Below are 20,883 nucleotides of genomic sequence, written 5' to 3'. Positions count from 1 at the left end.
TCGGTCAAAAACGGTCAACCTCACCGCTCCGGCCGGAAAGCGCGGGGTGCGCGGGGCGTGCGAAAGGGCCCGGAGGTCGATGACCTCCGGGCCCTTCGGGTTCGTCCGGTACCGCCCGGGCGACCGGGTTCTAGTCGGCCGCCCGCTTGGGACGCCACACCACCAGCGCGCTCGTCTGCTGGACCTCCTGGTACGGGACCAGGTCACGCCGGTAGGAGGCGTGCACGGCGGCCTCGCGCTGCTGCATGGCGGCCGCGGCGCCGTCGAGGGCCGACTCCAGCTCCGCGACACGGGACTGGAGCGCGGCCACCTGGTTCTCCAGCTCGATGATGCGCTTGATGCCGGCGAGGTTGATGCCCTCGTCCTGCGACAACTGCTGGACGGTGCGCAGCAGCTCGATGTCGCGGGCCGAGTAACGGCGGCCCCGGCCGGCCGTGCGGTCGGGAGAGACCAGACCGAGCCGGTCGTACTGACGCAGGGTCTGCGGGTGCAGTCCGGAGAGCTGGGCCGCCACCGAGATGACGTAGACCGGGGTCTCCTCGGTCAGTTCATAGGGGTTGCGTCGACGACCGGTCGTGTCCATGGCTCCGTCATGCTCCCTTCGCGGCCTGGAACAGCTCCGCCCGCGGATCCTCACCCACGGTCGCCTCGCGATACGCCTCGAGCGCGTCACGAGCCTTGTCGGACAGGTCCTGGGGGACCGCCACCTCGACGGTGACCAGGAGGTCGCCCCGTGTGCCGTCCTTGCGGACCGCGCCCCTGCCCCGGGCACGCATGGTCCGTCCGTTGGGCGTGCCCGGCGGCAGCTTCAGGGTCACCGGGGGGCCGCCCAGCGTCGGGACCTTCACCTCGCCGCCCAGTGCCGCCTCCGCGAAGGTGACGGGCACGGTGACGGTGAGGTTGTCTTCCTTGCGGCCGAAGACCGGATGGGCGTCCACGTGGACGGTGACGTACAGGTCACCGGCCGGGCCGCCCCGCTCGCCCGGCGCGCCCTTGCCCCGCAGCCGGATCCGCTGGTTGTCGCTGACCCCCGCGGGGATGCGGACCTGCATCGTGCGGGACGACTTGGCCCGCCCGCTGCCGGCGCACTCCATGCAGGGGTGCTCCGCGATCAGGCCGCGGCCCTTGCAGTCCGGGCAGGGGTCCGTGAGCGAGAACCCGCCGCCCGAGCCCCGCGCCACCTGGCCGGTGCCGACACAGGTCGGGCACACGCGCGGTGTGCCGTTCTTGTCGCCGGTTCCCGAACAGGCCTTGCAGGGTGCCTGCGAAGTCATGCGCAGCGGAACGGTCGCGCCGTCCACCGCCTCCGTGAAGGAGAGTGTGACCTCGGTGTCGATGTCCTGGCCGCGCCTGGGCTGGGTACGCGTGCCCGTGGCGGGGCCGCCGCGGTTGAACAGGCCCCCGAAGACGTCACCTATGCCGCCGCCGAAACCGCCGGCTCCTCCCGCTCCCTGGCCCTGGGCACCGCCTCCGAAGAGGTCGCCCAGGTCGAAGTTGAAGTTGCCGCCGCCCGCGCCGGGACCCGGCCGGAAGCCACCGCTGCCGAAGAGGGCGCGTGCCTCGTCGTACTCCTTGCGCTTCTTGGGATCGCCGAGCACGTCGTTCGCCTCGGAGATCTCCTTGAAGCGCTCCTCGGCCTTGGCGTTGCCCTTGTTGGCGTCCGGGTGGAACTCGCGGGCGAGCTTCCGGTACGCCTTCTTGATCTCGGCCTCGGTGGCGTCCTTGGGGACGCCGAGGACCTTGTAGAAGTCCTTCTCGATGAAGTCCTTGGTGCTCATCCCCGACGTCCCTCCTTCCTCGTCCGTTCAAGCTCAGCCCTCGTCCGGGCCACCGCTCTCCTTGTCCTCGGCCGACTCGGCCTGATCCTCGGCCTTGACCGGCTGCGCCCCGGGCTGCGGCTCGGCGACGGCCACCCGCGCGGGGCGGATGGTGCGTTCGCCGAAGCGATACCCCGGCTGCAGAATCGCCACGCACGTCGTCTCCGTGACGTCCGGCGCGTACGAGTGCATCAGTGCCTCGTGGATCGTCGGGTCGAAGGGCTCGCCCTCCTTGCCGAACTGCTGGAGCCCCATCTTCGCCGCGACGGTCTCGAGGGACTCGGCGACGGACTTGAATCCGCCGACGAGCTCCCCGTGGTCCCGCGCGCGGCCGATGTCGTCGAGCACGGGCAGGAGCTCGGTCAGGAGGCTCGCCACGGCGACCTCCCTGACCGCGATCCGGTCGCGCTCGACCCGGCGGCGGTAGTTCTGGAACTCGGCCTGGAGCCGCTGGAGGTCCGCGGTGCGCTCGGTGAGCGCCATGCGGGCCTGGTCCAGCTGGGCCGTCAGGCCGGTCAACTGTGCTGCTGCGTCCCCGTCCGGGGCCGCCGCCCCCTCCGCAGAGGGGGTGGCGGACTGCGGCTCGGCGTCGTCAGAGGTGGCGCCGGAAGGGACGTCGGGCTGCTCTTCGAAGCCCGGGGTCTCCTCCGTCACGCGGCACCGTCCCGGCGGTCCTCGTCGACGATCTCGGCGTCGACGACGTCGTCGTCGGCCTTCGGGGCCTCGGCGCCGTGGGCGTCGCCGCCCGCGGCCTGACCGGCCTGGGCGTCGGCGTACATGGCCTGGCCCAGCTTCTGCGAGACCGCGGCGACCTTCTCGGTGGCGGTGCGGATCTCGGCGGCGTCCTCGCCCTTGAGCGCGGCCTTCAGCTCCTCGACGGACGCCTCGACCTCGGTCTTGATGTCGCCGGGGACCTTGTCCTCGTTGTCCTTGAGGAACTTCTCCGTCTGGTAGACGAGCTGCTCGCCCTGGTTGCGGGTCTCGGCGGCCTCGCGGCGGGCGTGGTCCTCGTCCGCGTACTTCTCGGCCTCCTGGCGCATGCGGTCGACCTCGTCCCTCGGCAGCGAGGAGCCGCCGGTGACGGTCATCTTCTGCTCCTTGCCCGTGCCGAGGTCCTTCGCGGTCACGTGCATGATGCCGTTGGCGTCGATGTCGAAGGCGACCTCGATCTGCGGGACACCGCGCGGGGCCGGCGGCAGACCGGTCAGCTCGAACATGCCGAGCTTCTTGTTGTACGCCGCGATCTCGCGCTCGCCCTGGTAAACCTGGATCTGGACGGACGGCTGGTTGTCCTCGGCCGTCGTGAAGATCTCCGAGCGCTTGGTCGGGATCGTGGTGTTGCGCTCGATGAGCTTGGTCATGATCCCTCCCTTGGTCTCGATACCGAGGGACAGCGGGGTCACGTCGAGGAGCAGGACGTCCTTGACCTCACCCTTGAGGACACCGGCCTGGAGGGCCGCGCCGATGGCGACGACCTCGTCCGGGTTCACACCCTTGTTGGCCTCGTTGCCGCCGGTCAGCTCCTTGACGAGCTCGGCGACGGCGGGCATACGGGTGGAGCCACCGACGAGAACGACGTGGTCGATCTCGGACAGCTGGATGCCGGCGTCCTTGATGACGTTGTGGAACGGCGTCTTGCAGCGCTCCAGGAGGTCGGCCGTCAGCTGCTGGAACTGGGCGCGCGTGAGCTTCTCGTCCAGGTGCAGCGGGCCCTCGGCGGAGGCCGTGATGTAGGGCAGGTTGATCGAGGTCTCGGTCGACGAGGACAGCTCGATCTTGGCCTTCTCGGCGGCCTCGCGCAGACGCTGGAGCGCCATCTTGTCCTTGGCGAGGTCCACGCCGTGACCGGAGCGGAACTGCTGCACCAGGTAGTCGACGACGCGCTGGTCCCAGTCGTCACCACCGAGGTGGTTGTCACCGTTGGTGGCCTTCACCTCGACGACGCCGTCACCGATCTCCAGGAGGGACACGTCGAAGGTGCCGCCACCGAGGTCGAAGACGAGGATCGTCTGGTCGTCCTTGTCGAGGCCGTACGCGAGCGCGGCCGCGGTCGGCTCGTTGACGATACGAAGGACGTTGAGACCGGCGATCTCACCGGCTTCCTTCGTCGCCTGACGCTCGGAGTCGTTGAAGTACGCGGGGACGGTGATGACCGCGTCGGCCACCTTCTCGCCCAGGTACGCCTCGGCGTCGCGCTTCAGCTTCTGCAGGATGAAGGCGCTCATCTGCTGCGGGTTGAAGCTCTTGCCGTCGAGCTCGATCTTCCAGTCCGTGCCCATGTGACGCTTCACCGAACGGATGGTCCGGTCCACGTTCGTGACCGCCTGGCGCTTGGCGACCTCGCCGACGAGCACCTCGCCGTTCTTCGCGAAGGCGACGACGGACGGCGTGGTCCTGGCGCCTTCGGCGTTGGTGATGACGGTGGGCTCGCCGCCTTCGAGAACGCTGACGACGGAGTTAGTCGTGCCCAGGTCGATGCCGACCGCACGTGCCATTTCGATTCCTCCAGCAATGACTTGAGTGGAACGGACTCAAGTGTGCACGACGTCCGCCTCTCGGTCAACAGACCTGAGTCGTAGGGGCTCAACTCTTATCCGCTCCTTACACGCATGGAGCCTCTGAACTGCGGCTTTCTCAGGGAGTCAGTGCACCTTTACTGCACCAGGAGCCTCCGGACGGGGGCGCCCCGGACGCCCCAGCGACCTCGGGACGGGTCCCCCGGGGGCGGGAATCGCATGCGGATGGGCACGGCGCGGGCGGACCCCGGGACGTACGGCCCCCACCACCGCGACAGCGGCCACCGCGCCCGCCACCCACCAGGCCGCCCCCGCCCCCAGCCATCCGAGGTCGATGCACAGCCCCACGAGCGCAGCCGCGAACGCCGCAAGACCCGTCACGGCCATGACCCCCTGACGGGTGAGTCCCGCCCGCCGCAGCCGGTGCACCAGATGGTCCGGCGCCGGTCGCAGCAGCGGCCGCCCCGCCCGCCGCCGAGACACCAGGACGAGGACGGCGTCCGCGGTGGCCAGGGCCGTCAGCGCGAAGGCGGCGCCGAGGCCGGTCCCGGCGGGCCGCTCCGCGTGCACCGGCACGACCGCCGAGGCCAGGACGAAGCCGGTGAACAGCGACCCGCACCGCCCCGGCGCGATCCTGGCGGGCGGCCATCCGTGCATCAGGAAGCCGGTGAGGGCAGCCGCCAGCACACTGAGCAGCGCCGCGAGCCCGTCCATGAGTTCGGCGGCCGCACACGCGCTGAGGGCGAACGCCGTGATGACGCCGACCGTCCCCATCACCCCGTCGGCGTGGTCCAGGGAACGGAAGCCCTGCGTGACGAGGACGACCCAGCCCACCGCCAGCACTCCGGCCGGCATGCCGAGTTCGTCGTAGGGGACGGTCAGCGCGGCGGCGACGGCGACGCCCGCCCCGCACACCACCGGGGGTACGGGCAGCAGATCGGCGGCCAGGCCGAGCAGGGCGATCGCGATCCCGGCGACCAGCAGCCGGCCGGTCTCCGGCCCGAGCGGGGCGGCGCCGGTCCAGTCCCCGGCCCAGCCGACGAGCGCCGTCGTGCCGACCACGGCGACCCCGCCGAGAAGCGGAACCGGCCGCCCCCTTCCGGGGGCCCGCGGTTTCGCCCGGCGCGCGGGAAGCCCCCTCCCTTCGGCCGGGCCGAGGCGCAGGGAGAACGACCGCAGCAGCGCGGTGAGCGTGGCGGTCAGGAGCAGAGCGGCGGTGGCGGCCGTGATTCCGTACAGCACGTCGCCAATTTAGGGGTAATTGTCACAGTATTGGGTGAATAACACGATCGGGTTTACGCGCCCTGTCGGCCCCGGGCGAAACGGACCTGGTGCCCGCCTCCCGGGCGCCCACTCAGGCTTCCCTCAGCGACGCAGATCACCGCGCCTCTGACTACAGTGCGGCGGAGGAAGTGGGTAGTCTCAGACGGACTGCATAAGTTACCGCTTAGTAATCACCTTCGAGGTCACCCTCGAAGCAACACCTCGCAGGCCCGAGGAGCCCCCGAATGCAACTCGCCGCGATCATTGTGTCGCTGGTCCTGACCGTGGTCGGCGTCGCGCTGCTCGCACGCGCCATCGGTCAGTTCGTCCGGTACTTCAAGCTGGGCCAGCCGGTCCCGGCCGGTACCCGGACCGACAACCCCTACGCGCGCAGCGTGACACTGGTCAAGGAGTTCCTCGGCCACACACGGATGAACCGCTGGGGCATCGTGGGCTTCGCCCACTGGTTCGTGGCGATCGGCTTCCTGACCCTGCCGCCGACCCTCGCCCAGGCCTTCGGCCAGCTCTTCCAGGCCGACTGGACGCTGCCGGTCATCGGCGGCTTCCTGCCGTTCGAGCTGTACATCGAGTTCATCGGCGTGATGACGATCCTCGGCATCGCCGTGCTCATCGCGATCCGCCTGCTGAGCCTGCCGTCCCGCCCGGGCCGCAAGTCCCGCTTCGCGGGTTCCAAGGCCGGCCAGGCGTACTTCGTCGAGTACGTCATCCTCACCATCGGCCTCGCCATCTATGTGCTGCGCGGTCTCGAGGGCGCCATCCACCACGTGGAGCACTACGAGGCCGCGTACTTCGCCTCGTACCCGCTCGTCCTGGCCTTCAAGGGGCTCGGCGTCACCACCCTGCAGAACCTGATCTACCTCACCGCCATGGTGAAGATCAGCACCTCGTTCATCTGGATGATCGTGGTCTCGCTCAACACCAACATGGGCGTGGCCTGGCACCGCTTCCTGGCGTTCCCGAACATCTGGTTCAAGCGCGAGGCGACCGGCGGGACCGCCCTCGGCGGCCTCCAGCCGATGACCTCCGGCGGCAAGGCCATCGACTTCACCGACCCCGGTGAGGACGACGTCTTCGGCGTCTCCCAGGTCGAGCAGTTCTCCTGGAAGGGCCTGCTCGACTTCTCCACCTGCACCGAGTGCGGCCGCTGCCAGTCGCAGTGCCCCGCCTGGAACACCGGCAAGCCGCTCTCCCCCAAGCTCCTCATCATGTCGCTGCGCGACCACGCGCACGCCAAGGCCCCGTACCTGCTGGCCGGCGGCGGCAAGACCATGGAGGGCGAGGAGAAGGCGTCCGAGGAGCAGCTCAAGGACGTCCCCGCGGCCGCCCTCGCCGAGGCCGAGCGCCCGCTGATCGGCACCGCGGAAGAGAACGGCGTCATCGACCCGGACGTCCTGTGGTCCTGCACCACCTGCGGCGCCTGCGTCGAGCAGTGCCCGGTCGACATCGAGCACATCGACCACATCGTCGACATGCGCCGCTACCAGGTGATGATCGAGAGCGCGTTCCCGTCCGAGGCGGGCACGATGCTCAAGAACCTGGAGAAGAAGGGCAACCCCTGGGGTCTGGCCAAGAAGCAGCGCCTCGAGTGGACCAAGGAGGTCGACTTCGAGATCCCCGTCGTCGGCCGCGACATCGAGGACCTCAGCGAGGTCGAGTACCTCTACTGGGTCGGCTGCGCCGGCGCCCTGGAGGACCGGGCCAAGAAGACCACGAAGGCCTTCGCGGAGCTGCTGCACATGGCGGGCGTCAAGTTCGCGATCATGGGCGGCGACGAGAAGTGCACCGGTGACTCCGCCCGCCGCCTCGGCAACGAGCCCCTGTTCCAGGAGCTCGGCATGGAGAACGTCGCGGCGCTGAACATGGCCTTCGGCGAGGACGACGAGGACGAGTCCACCAAGAAGCCGAAGTCGGCGAAGAAGATCGTCGCCACCTGCCCGCACTGCCTCAACACGATCGGCAACGAGTACCCGCAGATCGGCGGCGACTACGAGGTCATCCACCACACCCAGCTGCTCCAGCACCTCATCGACGAGGGCAAGCTGCTGCCGGTGACCCCGGTCGAGGGTCTGATCACGTACCACGACCCGTGCTACCTGGGCCGCCACAACAAGATCTACACGCCCCCGCGCGAGATCATGTCCGCCGTCCCGGGCCTGCGCCAGCAGGAGATGCACCGCCACAAGGAACGCGGCTTCTGCTGCGGCGCCGGCGGCGCGCGGATGTGGATGGAGGAGCGGATCGGCAAGCGCATCAACAACGAGCGTGTCGACGAGGCTCTGTCGCTGAACCCCGACATCGTCTCCACCGCCTGCCCGTTCTGCCTCGTCATGCTGACCGACTCGGTCAACGGCAAGAAGAACGAAGGCAAGGCCAAGGAGTCCGTCCAGGTCGTCGACGTCGCCCAGCTCCTCCTCGAATCCGTCAGGACCCCGGTCGAGGAAGAGCCCCCGGCGGGCGCGGCCGAGTCGGAGAGCGAGCCGGAGCCGGAACCCGTGAAGTAACCGCCCCGTTCGGTACGACCGACGCCCCGCACCTGTCCGGTGCGGGGCGTCGGTCGTGCGGGGCCTGCCCCGGACGCCGGTGGCGCGCTCGCACAGCAGGACGTTCCCCGCTACTCGTCCTTCGGGCCCGCCTGCTGCACCACCTCGAAGGACCACAGGATCGAGCCGGAGGCTGCGGGGTTCCGCAGGTCGATATCGACTGCGTCGACGGCTTCTTCCTGCTCCTTCATCCTTCACCGTCGGGCCGTCGTACCGAGTCGGAGCCCTCGCCGCGTTGCCGGACGCACTCGTGCCGTCCGGCGCCGGGTTCGTCGTGCCGGTGCCGCAGCTCCGCCCGGGCGCGCTCGCCGCCCTGGCCGGCGGCCGGGGCACCGTGGCCGGGGAAGTCGAGCAGGCGGCCCATGGCGGACAGGGGGTCGGGATCCGCCGGATGCTCTGCCGGGGTGGCCGGATCAGCCGGAGCGGCCGCCGCACGGCCCGGCGACTCGGGCTCGCCGGACGGGCGGACCGCCCGTGCGTGCTCCTCCCAGCCCGTGCGGTACCACTGGAGGTTGGCCCGCTGCACCTCCTCGTCGGTGAGGATGCGGACCCCTTCCGGTCCCGCCTCCTGGACCTTCTCACCCAGTGCGATCAGCAGACCGCCCAGCAGCCGGGTAACCCGCTCCGCCTCGGTGTACGACCCTTCACCGCCGGTACCGTCCATGTCATCGTCCCGGCGTCCCCCGTCACCCATGTGTGCACTCCTTGCACTCCCGACTCCCCCGTCCCGCGTCTCTTTCCCTAAGGCCCCTCCCCCAGAAACTGCCGGGCGACCTTCACGAACAGACCCCGGAGTTCCTCCGGTACGCCCATGCGCCGCGCCGCCTCCTCCGGGCTCAGCCGCCTGCTCGCTCCCGGGTCCGCTCCCGGGCCGGGTTCGAGCGGCAGATCGTCCTCGGACAGCCGCCCGGAGCGGATCAGCATGTCCCGCAGCGGCACGCCGAGCACCACGGCCAGGCGGCGCATGGTCTCGAGGTCCGGCATGCTCTGCCGCTGCAGCAGCCGGGTCACCGCGGCCCGGTGGACACCGGAGTCGTCGGCCAGGCGCGACTTGCCACCGCCGCGCGGGCCGTCGATCACATAGCCGCGGTCCCGCATCAGGTCCTCGACCCAGACGGCGAACTCCTCCAGCGCGTCGGTTCGTTCTGTTCGTTCTGTTCGCTCCGTGCTCGCGGCGCGTGGACTGGGCCCCATGTTCCCGCTCTCCCCTCGTGTCGGGAGCAGCGTACCGATCGCGCGCGCACCTGGAGTGTGCGCGCACGCGCGTAAGGGGACCCATTTTTCCTCACCTCTCCGGGGACGACCTCGCCATCATCTCTAGAACATACGTTCGAATGCTGCACCGCTGGTCACATTTGAGCCACCCCCTTCCCGCCACTCCCTTCCCGCCCCGCCACCCCGCAAGTCACTTGCGCTCGCGCTCGCACGATGCCACGCTGACCGTTGCTCGCATATATCGAACGAATATTCCCACCACCTGGGGAGGTATCGCTCGTGACCAGCGAACTCGACTGGCGTAGGGCTGCGGCCTGCGGCAATCTTCCACAACACTATGTATTCACCCGTAAGCTCTCCGACGCGGAGCATACGTTGCGCGCATGCAACCAATGTCCGATCCGACGTGAGTGCGAGGCTGTCGTAGACCCCTCGCACACATGGTTCGACGGCGTCAGCGGCGGGCGGCTGTGGCGCAACGGACGAGAGGTCACCGTATGAGCCCCGCCGTCTGGATCACCTCCCTGTTGCGCCGGTTCCCCGAACTGGTCGCCGAGCTGGTGCCCGCCGCCCACGGGGGGCTGCGGGAACGGCGCGGCGGCGGGCCGGCCGGCGGCACCGGCGCCCCCGTACGCCTGCATGTCTCCGACGCCCTGCGCGACATCACCGACGGCGCCGTCGAACTGGAGGAGGCCGTACGGGAACGGCTCGGCCTGCGTCCGGTGCCCCCGGCCTCCGTACCGGTGCGGCTCCGCCGTATCGCCGGACTGCTGGAGCGGATCGCCGCCGACCCGGTGCTGGCCGCCCACGTCGAGGACGAGACCCGGCGCATGGCCGCGCGCTGCGCCCGCGCGCTCGGCGACCCGGAACAGATGGTCCGCCTGTCCGGCCGCTGCCCTGCCTGCGACTCGGTGTCGCTGCGGGCGTTCCCGGAGCGGGCCGAGGTCCGGTGCGTGAACCCGCCCTGCGGGCACATGCCCGGCCCGGCGGACGAGGAAACGGCGTGAACGCCCCCATGGTCACCTCCGAGCTGGCCGCCACCGAGGCCGGCGTCACCCCCGCCACCATCCGCAAATGGGTGCAGCGCGGGCATCTGCGGCCCGCTGGCGCACAGGGCCGCCGGCAGTTGTACCGACTGGAGGACGTGTTCACCGCCGAGCGGGCGACGAACCGCTTGCGCGGCAACCACTGACCACCACCCGCATCCACTCATCCACGCCCACGACGAACCGGGGTCCCGTCGCTCGCCGCGACGGGACCCTTTCGTTTATCCGGGCCTCAACTCCCCCTGAAAAAAGGTGAGTTGCGAGAACCAGGAGTCACCGTCACACTCGAAGCAGCGGCAGAGCTGCGCCCGGCCCCCGGGCGGTGGACCTGCCGCTTTCTGCTGCCCGGAATCCGGGACCCCTCTTCCCGAAGGGAGCACCCGTGTGGCGATCCTGAACTTCCCCGACGTGGAGCGGCTCGTCGTCGACTTCCTGAAGAACCGGACCGAAATGGCCGGGACCACGGTCGACAACAGGCCGCCCGCCGGCTTCGACGGCACCCAGCAGGTCGTCCTCGTCTCCCGCGCCGGCGGCGCCTGGACCGACGACCTCAACCTCGACCGGCCGCTGGTCGACCTCGAGGTGTACGGCCCGGACAAGACCACCGCCCTCGTGACGGCCAACACGGCCCGTGCCTGCGCGCTGGAACTCCAGGGCACCCGGTACGGCACCGCGCTGGTCACCGACGTCGACGAGACGGACGGACCCCGCTGGCTGCCGGACTACAACCGCCCGGCCGGCAACCGCTACCTGGCCACCCTCCGGCTGTCGATCCGCCCGGCGTAAGCCACTTCACCTTTCTTCCCGAGGAATTCTTCCCGAGGAGCACACACATGGCAGGCTTCAAGAACACCGAGATCCGCATCGCCGGCGCCGGCAACGTCTGGTGGGCCCCGGCCGGCACCACCGTCAAGGAGACCACCGCGCTGGCCTCCCCGTGGGTCAACCTGGGCTTCACCTCCTCCGACGGGGTCAAGTTCAACAAGAAGGACAAGAACGACCCGGTCGACACCTGGCAGTCGATGGCCCCGGCGCGCTTCGTCCTCTCCGACCGGGACCTGACCCTGAAGTTCCAGCTGATGCAGATCAACAAGGACACGTTCCCGTTCTACCTGGGGCTCCCGTCGACCTCGGTCGTCACCGCGGGCTCCCAGACGGAGACCACCGCGCAGAAGATCGACATCGGCGGCATGCCGGGCGGCCAGGACCAGCGGGCCCTCGCCATCGACTTCGCGGACAACAACGGCACCAAGGACCTGCGCTACCGGCTGGTGATCCCGTACGGCGCCGTCTCCGAGGTGGAGGAGCTGTCGCTCAGCCGCACCGGCGCGGTCAGGCTCGGCGTCACCTTCACCGCGCTGTCGGGCGACGACCCGACCAAGCCGATGGCGACCTGGCTGGTCAACGACCCGGCGGCACTGGCCTAGTCCACGCCGCCTTCCCAGGCCCCGGCGCCCGCCTCCCCCCTCCGCGGGCGCCGGGGCCGCCCCCTCAGCACGCCCGCAACCGACACAAGGAGCCCCGATGTCCGGATTCGACGTCAACGCCGCTCGGGCCCAGCGCCTCGAAGCGCTCGGCCGCGACTGGTCCTTCGAACTGGACGGCGACAGCTTCGAGCTGCCGACCGAACTCACCCGCACCACCGCGCGCAAGCTGCGCGACCTCGACGACAACGACGTCGACGGACTGCTCCGACTCCTCCTCGGCGAGCAGCAGTTCGCCCGCTTCGAGGGGCACGACGTCACCATGCAGGACATCGCCGCGATCCTGGAGGCCTACGGCAAGGAGACGGGGCTGGGCCTGGGGGAAGGCTGAGCCTCGGCGAGCTCGTCGAAGAGCACGCCGAGGCCCTGGAGGCGGACCTGCTCCGCCACTACGGCGTCGACCTCCTGGACTGGCACCGCGGCCGGCTCACCTCACGCCGGCTGTCGATACTGGTCCGGCATCTGCCAAGGGACAGCGCGCTGCTGCGGGAAGTACAGGGTGAGGCCGCCGAGTGGTCGCTCACCGACTACCTCCTGGCGAACGTTGTCGACCAACTCGCCGAAGCCAACTGGATGTTCGCCATGGTCAACCGCGACGAGGACGCCGAGCCGCTGGACTACCCCGAGCCACTGCCGCGCCCCGGCACGGCCCCGCGAAGCCCGGACGCCGACCCGCGGGACAGCGCCCTCGCCATGCCGAGCGCCCAGGAGATAGCCAGGTTCTTCGCCTAGCAGGTTGCGGCGACGCAGCGCCCGTCCCCGCTTGAAGAACATGCGCAGCGAGCGCCCCCACGGAACGTCCGGTGATCCCCTGCCCTCCCTGCAGGAAATCCAGCGGTTTCTTTCCTGATGCCGGGACAGGGTCAGAGGTAGGAGATACCGGTCACGAGGAGCAGAGCGGCCGCGATTCCTCCGACGATCCATGGCACGATTCCGCGGCCCCTTTGCGACACCACTTCTGAATAGCTGGGATCTTTGGAGTCGTAGATCACGTCCATGCATTGACCGATACCGGCCGGCGGAAACTGGTAGGGCAGACTGTCACAGTAGTACTGCAAGCCGTCGACTTCATATGCCAGGCGCAGGGTGACCAAACCCTTTCCGTCCCGAGCCTGCTGGACGCATTTTGCGCTGACAAAAATTCCCCTGCGCCGGAGATTTCCATCGCGCCAGATGAAGAGAAGCGCCCCGGCCAGCACAGAAATTCCGAAGATCAGCGCACCCGGCCTGTTGCCTTGCAGAACCTCAAGCAATTTCCCACCCTCCGGTCTCACCTGCGTCTCAGCGGTCGCGAACTCTATCTATTCACCCACCGCAAGGGCTCACAGGGGGATCCGGGAGTGACAGAGAAAGGCGACACATCGCCCCCTCTTTCTTAGTCGAAGCCGCCAGTGAGATACCAAACAAAGAACTCGCCGGCTATCAGCAGGACTCCGACGGCCGCCCAGATGATGCCGTTTCGGCGCATCCGAGGCGCATTCGACAAGTCACCCTTTCGCCTATCTTGCCGAATTGCCATAAAGCAAACGAGAGCGACGATCAGGCAAAATCCTCCACCGATTGAGCCTAAAGCAACGCCCGCCATTCTGGCCAACACCTCGGAGCGACTCACCTCAGAAGCAGCCTCGTACATCGAACCCCCTCTTGATCACCCGAACTGGGAAACCAAACCCGCACGCAGCATACAAGGCGGTGCATCCCGTGACACAGCACACGACCGAAGACGTCTACGAGAAGTTGACGTCGTTGGAGAAATCGGTCGATATCATCCCCAGGGAGGGCGGCTCGAAAGCCGTCACCTCCGCAGAGCTCGACAGGAAAATAGCCTCCCTGAAGAAGGCGATCGAGGAAGGCCCGAAGGACAAGCCCACGGATCTAATAGGCGCCATCAGTGAGCTTCCCGTCCTGAAGGAAGTAATCGGGATTTTCAAGGCAAACGGCCCCGCCGCGATCCTCATCCTGTCGATCGTCGGATTGAAGGCCGGACTCGCCACCATCGGCGTTAAATTCCTGGACCTTCAAAAAGCATTTCAGGCATTCATCCGCTCGCGTGCCAGAGGCAGGGAGGTCACCACCAACGACCGCGGACGCATCACCCTCGCCACCCCCGAACAACCCCAGTCCCCCAACCCTCTCCCCTCCGTCGACAACGTCAACGCCGTCAAGGACGCCATTCACGACCTGAACCAGGTGGTGCGCACCTATTCCACCCGGGCCCGGAACCTGCCTTCCCCCCGGTCCATGCGCCAACTGGCCTCGGCGGCCGGCCAGCTGACGCGGGCCGCCGAGCAGCACGCGCGGGTCGACCAGCTCGCCCAGGCGGCGCACACGCTTGAGCAGCGGTTCACCGCGCTGTCCCGGGTCGTCGCCGGTGGCGGCGGCAGTGCGAACTGACCCAAGGCGGCCATCCATCTGATCGGAGGATCCCGTGTCACTCGTTCGTTCCCTCTCCAGTGCCACCACGGCGCTCAACCGCCTTCGTTCCGCCGCCGGCTCCACCGGCAGCGCGCTGACCACCATCCGGAGCCGGACCGGGCAGGCCGGCTCCGCGGTGGACAAGCTGCGCGACGGTCTGCGCACCACGGACACGACCCTCGGCAAGTCCAAGGGCTCCACCGACAAGTTCAAGACCTCCCTCGACCACCTCAAGACCTCCTCCGGGCACGCCAAGAACGCCCTTCGCGACGTCAAGACACAGTCCGACGCCGTGGAGAAGTCCGTCGGAAAGGCGGGCAAGCAGGCGGGGCAGGGCGGGACGTCCATGGGCGGCTTCGGGAAGGGGCTCAAGGGAGCCTCGCTCGCCCAGAAGGGCCTCAACACCGCCATGAAGGCCAACGCCTTCGGGCTGATCATGGCTCTGCTCGCCCCACTCATCTCCCAGTTCATCAACATGGACAAGGTCTCCGCCGCCCTCTCCAAGGGCGTGAAGTTGGCCTGGAACGCCATCTACGGCGCGATCAAGAACCACGCGGGGCCCATCAAGTCGGTGCTGAAGGGCATCATCAACGCCTTCACCGCGCTGCCCCGCGCCTACATCGGCGGCCTCAACGCCATGATCGGCGCCCTGAACCAGATCCACGTCAAGATCCCCGACTGGGTGCCCCACTTCGGCGGCCGGGAGTTCGGCATCCATCTGCCGATGCTCCCCAACATCCCCACCCTCGCCCAGGGCGGTGTGGTACCCGCCCGCCGCGGCGGCACCCTCGCGCTGCTCGCCGAGGCCGGCGAGCCCGAGGCCGTCATCCCGCTGTCGAAGCTGGAGCGGGTGCTCGGCTCGGGCGGCGGGATGCACCGGCTCGCCGCCGCCGTCGAGAGGCTCTCCGAACGGCCCGTGCACGTCGAGGTCGACTCGCAAGTCATCGCCCGCGCCGTCCTCGTCGGACAGCGCCAGCTCGCCCGGAGGTGAGGGAGAGACCATGGCCAGGAACCTGTGGATCGGACGGCCCGGATTCATGCGGGAGATCGCCCAGGCCGCGAAGAGCTGGGACCGCACCGCCGATCTGAACGTCACCGAGTTCAAGTCCCTCGAGGGGAACATCACCACCGTCGCGACGGCACGCACCGTGCGCCGTATCAAACTGTCCTGGGACGCCCTGCCCCCGGCCGACGCCCAGCACCTCACCCGCCTGGCCCGCCGGGTCAACGAGCCCGGCTTCCAGGGCGGTCCGCGGCCGCCGTACGGACCGCTCGCCCTGCTCGACCCGGCGTCCGTGAACCTGCTCGACCCGTACCAGGCGACCGCCCAGAGCACCCAGTCCAGCGGGACCGACCACTGGTTCACCGTGCAGGGCACGATCGCCGTCAGCCCCTCCCTCGCGGACACCGTCGTCGCCGACTTCCAGGACGCGACCAGCCGTCTCGGCTGGCGGCACGGCGTCTGGACCGGATGGCCGGTGGTGCCCGGCATGCAGGTGTCGTGGCTGCTGCCGCCCGACTGGAACCCGGCGACCGCCACCGCCCAGCTCGACTGGAAGGCCGTGGACGGGGCGTACCTCGCCTCGACGTCCGCGAACGACAGCGGCGTCACCGGGACCGCCCCGGCCGGCGCCGCCTTCGTCACCCCGGCCGGCGGACCGGGCGCCACCGGCCTCTTCGGGCTCGCCGGCGCCTGCCTCACCATCGGCGAGCCGACGACCGCGTTCTCGCTCGGCGACGGCTGCCCGGCCATGAGCGTCACCGCCTACACCGACGTGCCCGCCGCCCCGCTGCCCTACCGGAACGTCAGTCTCGACCTGGTGGAGGTGCGCGGTGCTCAGCTCTGACCCGGCACTGGACGACGCGCTCGCCGCCCCCGACCGCACCCCCGCGCACGCCACCCGCTGCGGCGGCCGGGAACTCGGCACCCAGGTGCAGTCCTGGAAGGTCGAGCGGGCCTACAGCACCGACCTGCCCGAGGCGCTGCGCGCCGTCTCCGGCAGCGCCTCCGCCCAGCTGGAACTGCAGCTCGGCGGCGCGAGCGGGACGCCCGCGCCGCAGCTGTACTCGGCGTGGGCCGGTCGTACCACCGGCGACGCCGTACGCCCCGGCCAGTCCGTCGTGCACGAGACGGGCCTGCTCGGCGCGACCCTGCCCGCCTTCCGCGGCACCGTCCGCTCCCGCACCGCGGCCTCCGGCACGGACACCGTGACCGTCCAGGCACTGGACGGTGCCGAGCGGCTGCGCGGCCCGGCCCTGCTGCCCCGGCCGTACCACGGCCTGCTGTACGCCCTGCCGGTGGCGAGCGCCATCTGGTGCGTGGACGAACTGCTGCGCCAGGGCGGCATCCACACCTGCCCGCCGCCCCGCGCCCCCGCGGCCGCCACGGACGTCACGGCACCGTTCACCGCGCTGTACGCCTCCCTGCACGGCGGCTTCAACGCGACTCACGGCCAGCCGGAGACGCTGCCCGCCCCGGCCTCGTACTCCTGGATCCGGGACGGCGCGCCGCACGAGATGGCCCTGATGCCGAACGCCGCGGGACTGTCGGTGTCCTGGATGCCCCGGTCCCGGTTCGTCGTGGCCGGCAAAGTGTTCCAGGCCGAGCTGTACGCCAACTCGGCCCGTGCCATGGGCAGCGCCCTGGAGCTGAAACTCGTCTTCGACCGCAGCGCGGGCGCCTACGGCAACTACGCCCTGAACGTCGACTTCACCGCCGGCACCGTGAAGGTCACCTCCGGCACGGTGGGCGGCAGCGGCGGCGGGCAGGTCTACGTCTGGACGCTGCCGAAGCTGGCGTCCCTCAAGGGCGCCTGGCACCTGGGCTTCACCGTGGACACGAGAGCCGGGACGACGTCCTCCACCACACCGGCGACCGTGGTCCCGCGGCTGACCGCTCCCGACGGGGAGTTCCTCGCGCTCGGCCCCGCCACCTTCAACACCACGCCCGCCTACCAGCCGCCGTCGGAGCTCTACCGGATCGACCTGACGACGGACGTGGCCGTCGAGTGCGTCCAGGTCACCGACAACGTGTGGCCCGACCTCTCCTCCTACACCGCCGACGAGTGGGAGCAGCGGGGCCGCTGGACCAAGGGCGCCGAGCTGGACGACGTCACGGTCCCGCTGTTCGACGTGCCGAAGGTCTCCGGTTCCCAGTGGGAGGCGATCACCGAGATCGCCCGCGCCACGATGTCCACGGCCGAGTTCGACGAGCAGGGCGTCTTCCGCTGGCGCGGCCCCGGCCGGTTCCAGAAGGTGCCGGCCCGGCCGGACGTCACCGTCACGACCCGGCGGGACATCGCCGCGCTCACCGTCGCCGAGGAGATCGACGCCTGCCGCAACTACTGCGAGCAGGTGTACCAGGACTACACCGGCGTCCGCGCCGCCAACGGCGACACGACGACCGACACGGCCGTACGGGAGATCAGACCCGGCACGGCGGTGGAGGTGGCGTACGCCATGGCCGAGGACGAGCTGGACGTCGGCCCCCCTCAGATCGAGGACGACGCGGCCACGACGACCGGGCACAAGGTCCGCTTCGGCAGCGCGGCCACGGGCGGTACGTCGGTCAAGGGCGGTGTGACGGTCAGTTCCCGGCGCGACGGGCCGAACTACATCGTCCAGTTCGTCAACCAGGGCACGGCGAGCGTGTGGACGGTCACCAAGGACGGCAAGCCGTCCGTGCAGATCGTGCCGCAGAAGCGGGCCGCGGACCCGACGCAGCGCTGGTACGCCTGGTACAACACCACCAGCCAGTCCTACTACGGCAGGCAGGTCTACCAGGCGCCCGCGACCGACTGGGTGCAGCAGCGGCAGGTGGCCTCCGACCTCTCCCACGCCATGCTCGACGCCGGCCGCTACCCGGTCCCCGTGCTCGGCGAGGTGGACGTCCTGCACGACCCGCGCGTCCAGCTCGGCGACGTCGTACGCGTGATGGACACCACCGGCGCCGCCCTGGACACCCTCGCCTGGGTCGTAGGCATCCGCACCACCTGTCAGGCGGGCTCGGTGCCCCAGCAGACGCTCACCCTGCGCGGCACCTCCTACAACGGCGTCCCCCTGGACACCGGCCTCACGCCCGACGCTCCGGTGGACCCGCAGTACGGCACCCGGCGCAGCTACGCCCTGGTCGCCGCGCAGTTCCCGACCCTGGACGACCTCACGCAGAGCAGGCTCAGCTACCGCGAGCTGCTCCAGCCGCCGGGAGGCGCCGCATGAACGACCAGCCCACGCCGGGTGCCGAGGACGACAGCACGGCCGTACTCGCGCCCGACGACCCCGCGCAGGACGGCAACACCGCCACCCCCGTGCCTGTGGACAGCACCACCGCACGCTCGGGTGACGGCGGCGGCCCGTCCGACACGCTCCCGCCGCCCTTCGGCACCTGACCGTCCCCGCCCGTACGCTCCAAGGAGGAAGCCGTCATGGCCCTGCTCACCCCGCTCGGCAGTCTCCCCTACCCGCAGCCCGCCGACGCGGCGAACGTCCCGCAGCACATCCAGTCCCTCGCCGAGGCCGTCGACGGCCGGACCGTACTGCGGTTCGCCGACGCCGCCACCCGCGACGCGAAGGTGACGTCCCCGGTGGCCGGCATGTTCGTCTGGCTCAGCACGCCCAAGCAGTTCTGGTACCACACGGGCAGCGCCTGGGCGCAGCTGGCACCTGGCCCGGTCCACAAGGCCAACACCACCACCGGCACGACCACCTCGGCGTCGTACGTGGAGACCCTCACCGGCTCCGCCGGCGACCCGACCGCGGTCACCTTCACCGCCCCGGCCTCCGGCTCCGTCCTGGTCACGGTGGGCGCCCGGATCAACAGCAGCGCCGCGACGGCCTGTTACGTCTCCGCGAACGTCCGCCTCGGCACGACCGTCACGCTCGCCGCCGCGGACACCCGGGCGGCGATCTCCTACGGCACCAACCTGTGCTCCGCCACCACCCAGTTCCAGGTGACCGGTCTGACGGTGAACAGCTCGTACACCGCCACCCTCGCCTACAAGTCGGCCGCCACCACCAGCACCGCGACCTTCACCAACCGATTCGTGACCGTCACTCCCGTCACCTGAGGACGCCATGGCCACTCCCCTCACCCCGGACGCCCTCGTGCGCGCTCTGCGCGCCGAGGGCGTCGTCGTCCGCGAGCACGGCGCCTGGCGGACGCACAACCGCGACCACAAGGGCCCCTGGGGCCCCGTCAACGGCGTGATGCTCCACCACACCGCCGGCTCGGACAGCCTCCGCCTCTGCCTCGACGGCACCGCGGCCCTGCCCGGCCCGCTCTGCACCGGCCTGATCACCAAGGACGGAGACGTACACCTGGTGGGCTACGGCCGTACCAACCACGCCGGTTCCGGCTCCACCGCCGTGCTGTCCGCCGTGATCGCCGAGAAGACCCCGCCGCCCGCCCCGGGCCCGGACGCCGTCGACGGCAACGCCCACTTCTACGGCTTCGAGATCGAGAACCTCGGCACCGGCCGCGACCCGTACCCGACGGCCCAGCTCGACGCGGCCGAACGCCTGTCGACCGCCCTGTGCCGCGCCCACGGCTGGAGCGCCGCGAGCGTGATCGGCCACAAGGAGTGGACGCGGCGCAAGATCGACCCGTCCTTCTCCATGCCGGGCATGCGCACCAGGATCGACGCCCGCCTCGGCCTGCGGCCGACACCCGGCCCGGCGTCGTACGAGCCCTTCCCCGGCGCCGCCTACTTCGTCCCCGGCCGCCGCGGCCCACTGATCACGGCGATCGGCCGGCGCCTCGTCGCCGAGGGCTGCGGCCGCTACGCCGTCGGCCCCGGCCCGGTCTGGGGCGCGGCGGACGTCCGTTCGTACGCCGCCTGGCAGCTGGCACTCGGTTACCGGGGCCCGGCCGCCGACGGCGTCCCCGGGCGCACGAGCTGGGACCTGCTGCGGGTGCCGCGCACGGCCGAGGAGGCCGTCCGATGAGCGACGCGACCCGCCGCACGCTCCGGACGTCCCTGCAGACCGTGGTCGCGCTCCTCCCGCTGTTCGCCGGGGAGCCGTCGGCCAGGAACGCGCCCGCCGTCGCGGGTGTGGTGGCGATCGCCGCCGCGCTCACCCGTGTCATGGCCCTGCCGGAGGTGGAACGTCTCCTGCCCTCCTGGCTGCGCAAGGAGGGCCGTACATGACGACACGCGAAGCGGAAGGAGTCGCCCTGGAGCTGGAACGCCTGCGCCGCTCGGTCGATGTCGGCTTCGCCACCACCCAGGGCGACCTCGCCCTGCTCCTCCAGCGCGTCGACCAGACCGACAAGACGCTCAGCGAACACGAGAACCGCCTGGACGCCCTCGAACGCGCCCGCTGGCCACTCCCGTCCCTGGCAGCGGTGACCTCCTGCACCGCACTGGCGGTGACGCTGTGGGAAACCACCCACAGATGACTCCGGTGCCCCCGGATGACCCACGGGTGGAAGACACCGGATGACCCACGGGTGGAAGACATGGGCCATGGACCCCGCACCCACCTGCGGATCCCCCGTCCCCACGGCCCGTGTCCTCCACTCACCGCCACCCGACCGCCCCTGGGGCACAACAGGCACGACCACCCTG

At 70.1% G+C, this 20,883-nt stretch carries 25 protein-coding genes; 17 read left to right on the top strand and 8 right to left on the bottom strand.

Annotated elements, in window-relative coordinates; all coding sequences use genetic code 11:
* Positions 1–130: 130 nt before the first annotated feature.
* From OG485_RS23400 to OG485_RS23380, 5 genes are all read right to left on the bottom strand, one after another.
* Positions 131–583, bottom strand: coding sequence for a heat shock protein transcriptional repressor HspR (locus OG485_RS23400; protein ID WP_328670535.1), 453 nt, complete (start codon positions 581–583; stop codon positions 131–133).
* A 7-nt stretch (positions 584–590) separates the two neighbouring features.
* A complete protein-coding gene (gene dnaJ, locus OG485_RS23395) occupies positions 591–1,778 on the bottom strand; it encodes a molecular chaperone DnaJ (RefSeq protein ID WP_328670534.1) in 1,188 nt (395 codons plus the stop codon).
* Between the two features lie 33 nt (positions 1,779–1,811).
* Positions 1,812–2,471 (bottom strand): nucleotide exchange factor GrpE, encoded by a 660-nt coding sequence (grpE, locus tag OG485_RS23390; protein WP_328670533.1) that lies wholly within the window; start codon positions 2,469–2,471, stop codon positions 1,812–1,814.
* Positions 2,468–4,312 carry a molecular chaperone DnaK gene (gene dnaK / locus OG485_RS23385; protein ID WP_328670532.1) on the bottom strand — a complete coding sequence of 615 codons (1,845 nt, stop codon included), beginning with the start codon at positions 4,310–4,312 and terminating at the stop codon, positions 2,468–2,470. Before dnaK ends, grpE begins: the two co-directional genes overlap by 4 nt.
* A gap of 147 nt (positions 4,313–4,459) precedes the next feature.
* Complete coding sequence (locus tag OG485_RS23380) at positions 4,460–5,575, bottom strand: undecaprenyl/decaprenyl-phosphate alpha-N-acetylglucosaminyl 1-phosphate transferase (protein ID WP_328670531.1); 1,116 nt, start codon at positions 5,573–5,575, stop codon at positions 4,460–4,462.
* 266 nt (positions 5,576–5,841) lie between these two features.
* Between OG485_RS23380 and OG485_RS23375 the strand changes: the two genes are divergently transcribed.
* The gene (locus OG485_RS23375) at positions 5,842–8,118 is read left to right on the top strand and encodes a heterodisulfide reductase-related iron-sulfur binding cluster (protein ID WP_328670530.1); all 2,277 of its coding nucleotides are present in this window, start codon (positions 5,842–5,844) and stop codon (positions 8,116–8,118) included.
* Between the two features lie 226 nt (positions 8,119–8,344).
* On the opposite strand, the gene OG485_RS23370 is transcribed toward OG485_RS23375, so the two are convergent.
* A complete protein-coding gene (locus tag OG485_RS23370; RefSeq protein WP_328670529.1) occupies positions 8,345–8,851 on the bottom strand; it encodes a hypothetical protein in 507 nt (168 codons plus the stop codon).
* 47 nt (positions 8,852–8,898) lie between these two features.
* Complete coding sequence (locus tag OG485_RS23365) at positions 8,899–9,255, bottom strand: helix-turn-helix domain-containing protein (protein WP_328674605.1); 357 nt, start codon at positions 9,253–9,255, stop codon at positions 8,899–8,901.
* 396 nt (positions 9,256–9,651) lie between these two features.
* Here OG485_RS23365 and OG485_RS23360 point away from each other — a divergent pair, with 396 nt between their 5' ends.
* The 7 genes from OG485_RS23360 to OG485_RS23330 all read left to right on the top strand — a co-directional run bounded on the left by OG485_RS23360 (position 9,652) and on the right by OG485_RS23330 (position 12,634).
* On the top strand, positions 9,652–9,873 hold the full coding sequence (locus OG485_RS23360) for a WhiB family transcriptional regulator (RefSeq protein ID WP_328670528.1): 222 nt from the start codon (positions 9,652–9,654) through the stop codon (positions 9,871–9,873).
* On the top strand, positions 9,870–10,379 hold the full coding sequence (locus tag OG485_RS23355; RefSeq protein WP_328670527.1) for a hypothetical protein: 510 nt from the start codon (positions 9,870–9,872) through the stop codon (positions 10,377–10,379). The genes OG485_RS23360 and OG485_RS23355 overlap by 4 nt, the downstream gene beginning before the upstream one ends.
* An 8-nt stretch (positions 10,380–10,387) precedes the next feature.
* Positions 10,388–10,564, top strand: coding sequence for a helix-turn-helix domain-containing protein (locus OG485_RS23350; RefSeq protein WP_328674604.1), 177 nt, complete (start codon positions 10,388–10,390; stop codon positions 10,562–10,564).
* 238 nt (positions 10,565–10,802) lie between these two features.
* Complete coding sequence (locus OG485_RS23345; protein ID WP_328670526.1) at positions 10,803–11,204, top strand: hypothetical protein; 402 nt, start codon at positions 10,803–10,805, stop codon at positions 11,202–11,204.
* A gap of 47 nt (positions 11,205–11,251) precedes the next feature.
* Positions 11,252–11,845: a phage tail tube protein gene (locus OG485_RS23340; RefSeq protein ID WP_328670525.1), complete on the top strand. Its 594-nt coding sequence runs from the start codon at positions 11,252–11,254 to the stop codon at positions 11,843–11,845.
* 97 nt (positions 11,846–11,942) lie between these two features.
* The gene (locus tag OG485_RS23335; RefSeq protein WP_328670524.1) at positions 11,943–12,233 is read left to right on the top strand and encodes a hypothetical protein; all 291 of its coding nucleotides are present in this window, start codon (positions 11,943–11,945) and stop codon (positions 12,231–12,233) included.
* Positions 12,234–12,280: 47 nt separating this feature from the next.
* The gene (locus OG485_RS23330; RefSeq protein WP_328674603.1) at positions 12,281–12,634 is read left to right on the top strand and encodes a hypothetical protein; all 354 of its coding nucleotides are present in this window, start codon (positions 12,281–12,283) and stop codon (positions 12,632–12,634) included.
* A 131-nt stretch (positions 12,635–12,765) separates the two neighbouring features.
* On the opposite strand, the gene OG485_RS23325 is transcribed toward OG485_RS23330, so the two are convergent.
* Complete coding sequence (locus tag OG485_RS23325; protein ID WP_328670523.1) at positions 12,766–13,155, bottom strand: hypothetical protein; 390 nt, start codon at positions 13,153–13,155, stop codon at positions 12,766–12,768.
* Between the two features lie 448 nt (positions 13,156–13,603).
* On the opposite strand from OG485_RS23325, the gene OG485_RS23320 reads away from it, so the two are divergent.
* From OG485_RS23320 to OG485_RS23280, 9 genes are read left to right on the top strand one after another with little or no spacing between them, the layout of a single operon-like run.
* Positions 13,604–14,296, top strand: a complete 693-nt coding sequence (locus OG485_RS23320; protein WP_328670522.1) for a hypothetical protein — start codon at positions 13,604–13,606, stop codon at positions 14,294–14,296.
* A gap of 34 nt (positions 14,297–14,330) precedes the next feature.
* Positions 14,331–15,308, top strand: coding sequence for a hypothetical protein (locus OG485_RS23315; RefSeq protein WP_328670521.1), 978 nt, complete (start codon positions 14,331–14,333; stop codon positions 15,306–15,308).
* A gap of 10 nt (positions 15,309–15,318) precedes the next feature.
* Entirely contained in the window at positions 15,319–16,164 is an 846-nt protein-coding gene (locus tag OG485_RS23310) for a hypothetical protein (protein ID WP_328670520.1), read from the top strand.
* A complete protein-coding gene (locus OG485_RS23305) occupies positions 16,151–18,535 on the top strand; it encodes a hypothetical protein (protein WP_328670519.1) in 2,385 nt (794 codons plus the stop codon). The genes OG485_RS23310 and OG485_RS23305 overlap by 14 nt, the downstream gene beginning before the upstream one ends.
* Complete coding sequence (locus OG485_RS23300; protein ID WP_328670518.1) at positions 18,532–18,705, top strand: hypothetical protein; 174 nt, start codon at positions 18,532–18,534, stop codon at positions 18,703–18,705. Before OG485_RS23305 ends, OG485_RS23300 begins: the two co-directional genes overlap by 4 nt.
* Positions 18,706–18,741: 36 nt before the next feature.
* Positions 18,742–19,383, top strand: a complete 642-nt coding sequence (locus tag OG485_RS23295) for a hypothetical protein (protein WP_328670517.1) — start codon at positions 18,742–18,744, stop codon at positions 19,381–19,383.
* A 7-nt stretch (positions 19,384–19,390) separates the two neighbouring features.
* The gene (locus OG485_RS23290; RefSeq protein WP_328670516.1) at positions 19,391–20,260 is read left to right on the top strand and encodes a peptidoglycan-binding protein; all 870 of its coding nucleotides are present in this window, start codon (positions 19,391–19,393) and stop codon (positions 20,258–20,260) included.
* Positions 20,257–20,463, top strand: coding sequence for a hypothetical protein (locus OG485_RS23285; RefSeq protein WP_328670515.1), 207 nt, complete (start codon positions 20,257–20,259; stop codon positions 20,461–20,463). The genes OG485_RS23290 and OG485_RS23285 overlap by 4 nt, the downstream gene beginning before the upstream one ends.
* Complete coding sequence (locus tag OG485_RS23280; protein ID WP_328670514.1) at positions 20,460–20,714, top strand: hypothetical protein; 255 nt, start codon at positions 20,460–20,462, stop codon at positions 20,712–20,714. The genes OG485_RS23285 and OG485_RS23280 overlap by 4 nt, the downstream gene beginning before the upstream one ends.
* The last annotated feature ends 169 nt before the right edge of the window (positions 20,715–20,883 follow it).

Origin of the sequence: Streptomyces sp. NBC_00328, from assembly GCF_036139655.1 — a bacterium.
Lineage (GTDB): Bacteria > Actinomycetota > Actinomycetes > Streptomycetales > Streptomycetaceae > Streptomyces.
Note: the sequence above shows the minus strand (reverse complement) of the source record. Positions and strands in the feature narration are given on the sequence as shown.

Bases quoted from the DNA above. Each gene is read 5' to 3' on its own strand.
- OG485_RS23400 (WP_328670535.1), bottom strand. From the start codon at position 583: ATGGACACGACCGGTCGTCGACGCAACCCCTATGAACTGACCGAGGAG.
- dnaJ (WP_328670534.1), bottom strand. From the start codon at position 1,778: ATGAGCACCAAGGACTTCATCGAGAAGGACTTCTACAAGGTCCTCGGC.
- dnaK (WP_328670532.1), bottom strand. From the start codon at position 4,312: ATGGCACGTGCGGTCGGCATCGACCTGGGCACGACTAACTCCGTCGTC.
- OG485_RS23375 (WP_328670530.1), top strand. From the start codon at position 5,842: ATGCAACTCGCCGCGATCATTGTGTCGCTGGTCCTGACCGTGGTCGGC.
- OG485_RS23370 (WP_328670529.1), bottom strand. From the start codon at position 8,851: ATGGGTGACGGGGGACGCCGGGACGATGACATGGACGGTACCGGCGGT.
- OG485_RS23365 (WP_328674605.1), bottom strand. From the start codon at position 9,255: ATGCGGGACCGCGGCTATGTGATCGACGGCCCGCGCGGCGGTGGCAAG.
- OG485_RS23355 (WP_328670527.1), top strand. From the start codon at position 9,870: ATGAGCCCCGCCGTCTGGATCACCTCCCTGTTGCGCCGGTTCCCCGAA.
- OG485_RS23350 (WP_328674604.1), top strand. From the start codon at position 10,388: ATGGTCACCTCCGAGCTGGCCGCCACCGAGGCCGGCGTCACCCCCGCC.
- OG485_RS23340 (WP_328670525.1), top strand. From the start codon at position 11,252: ATGGCAGGCTTCAAGAACACCGAGATCCGCATCGCCGGCGCCGGCAAC.
- OG485_RS23335 (WP_328670524.1), top strand. From the start codon at position 11,943: ATGTCCGGATTCGACGTCAACGCCGCTCGGGCCCAGCGCCTCGAAGCG.
- OG485_RS23310 (WP_328670520.1), top strand. From the start codon at position 15,319: ATGGCCAGGAACCTGTGGATCGGACGGCCCGGATTCATGCGGGAGATC.
- OG485_RS23300 (WP_328670518.1), top strand. From the start codon at position 18,532: ATGAACGACCAGCCCACGCCGGGTGCCGAGGACGACAGCACGGCCGTA.
- OG485_RS23295 (WP_328670517.1), top strand. From the start codon at position 18,742: ATGGCCCTGCTCACCCCGCTCGGCAGTCTCCCCTACCCGCAGCCCGCC.
- OG485_RS23290 (WP_328670516.1), top strand. From the start codon at position 19,391: ATGGCCACTCCCCTCACCCCGGACGCCCTCGTGCGCGCTCTGCGCGCC.
- OG485_RS23285 (WP_328670515.1), top strand. From the start codon at position 20,257: ATGAGCGACGCGACCCGCCGCACGCTCCGGACGTCCCTGCAGACCGTG.
- OG485_RS23280 (WP_328670514.1), top strand. From the start codon at position 20,460: ATGACGACACGCGAAGCGGAAGGAGTCGCCCTGGAGCTGGAACGCCTG.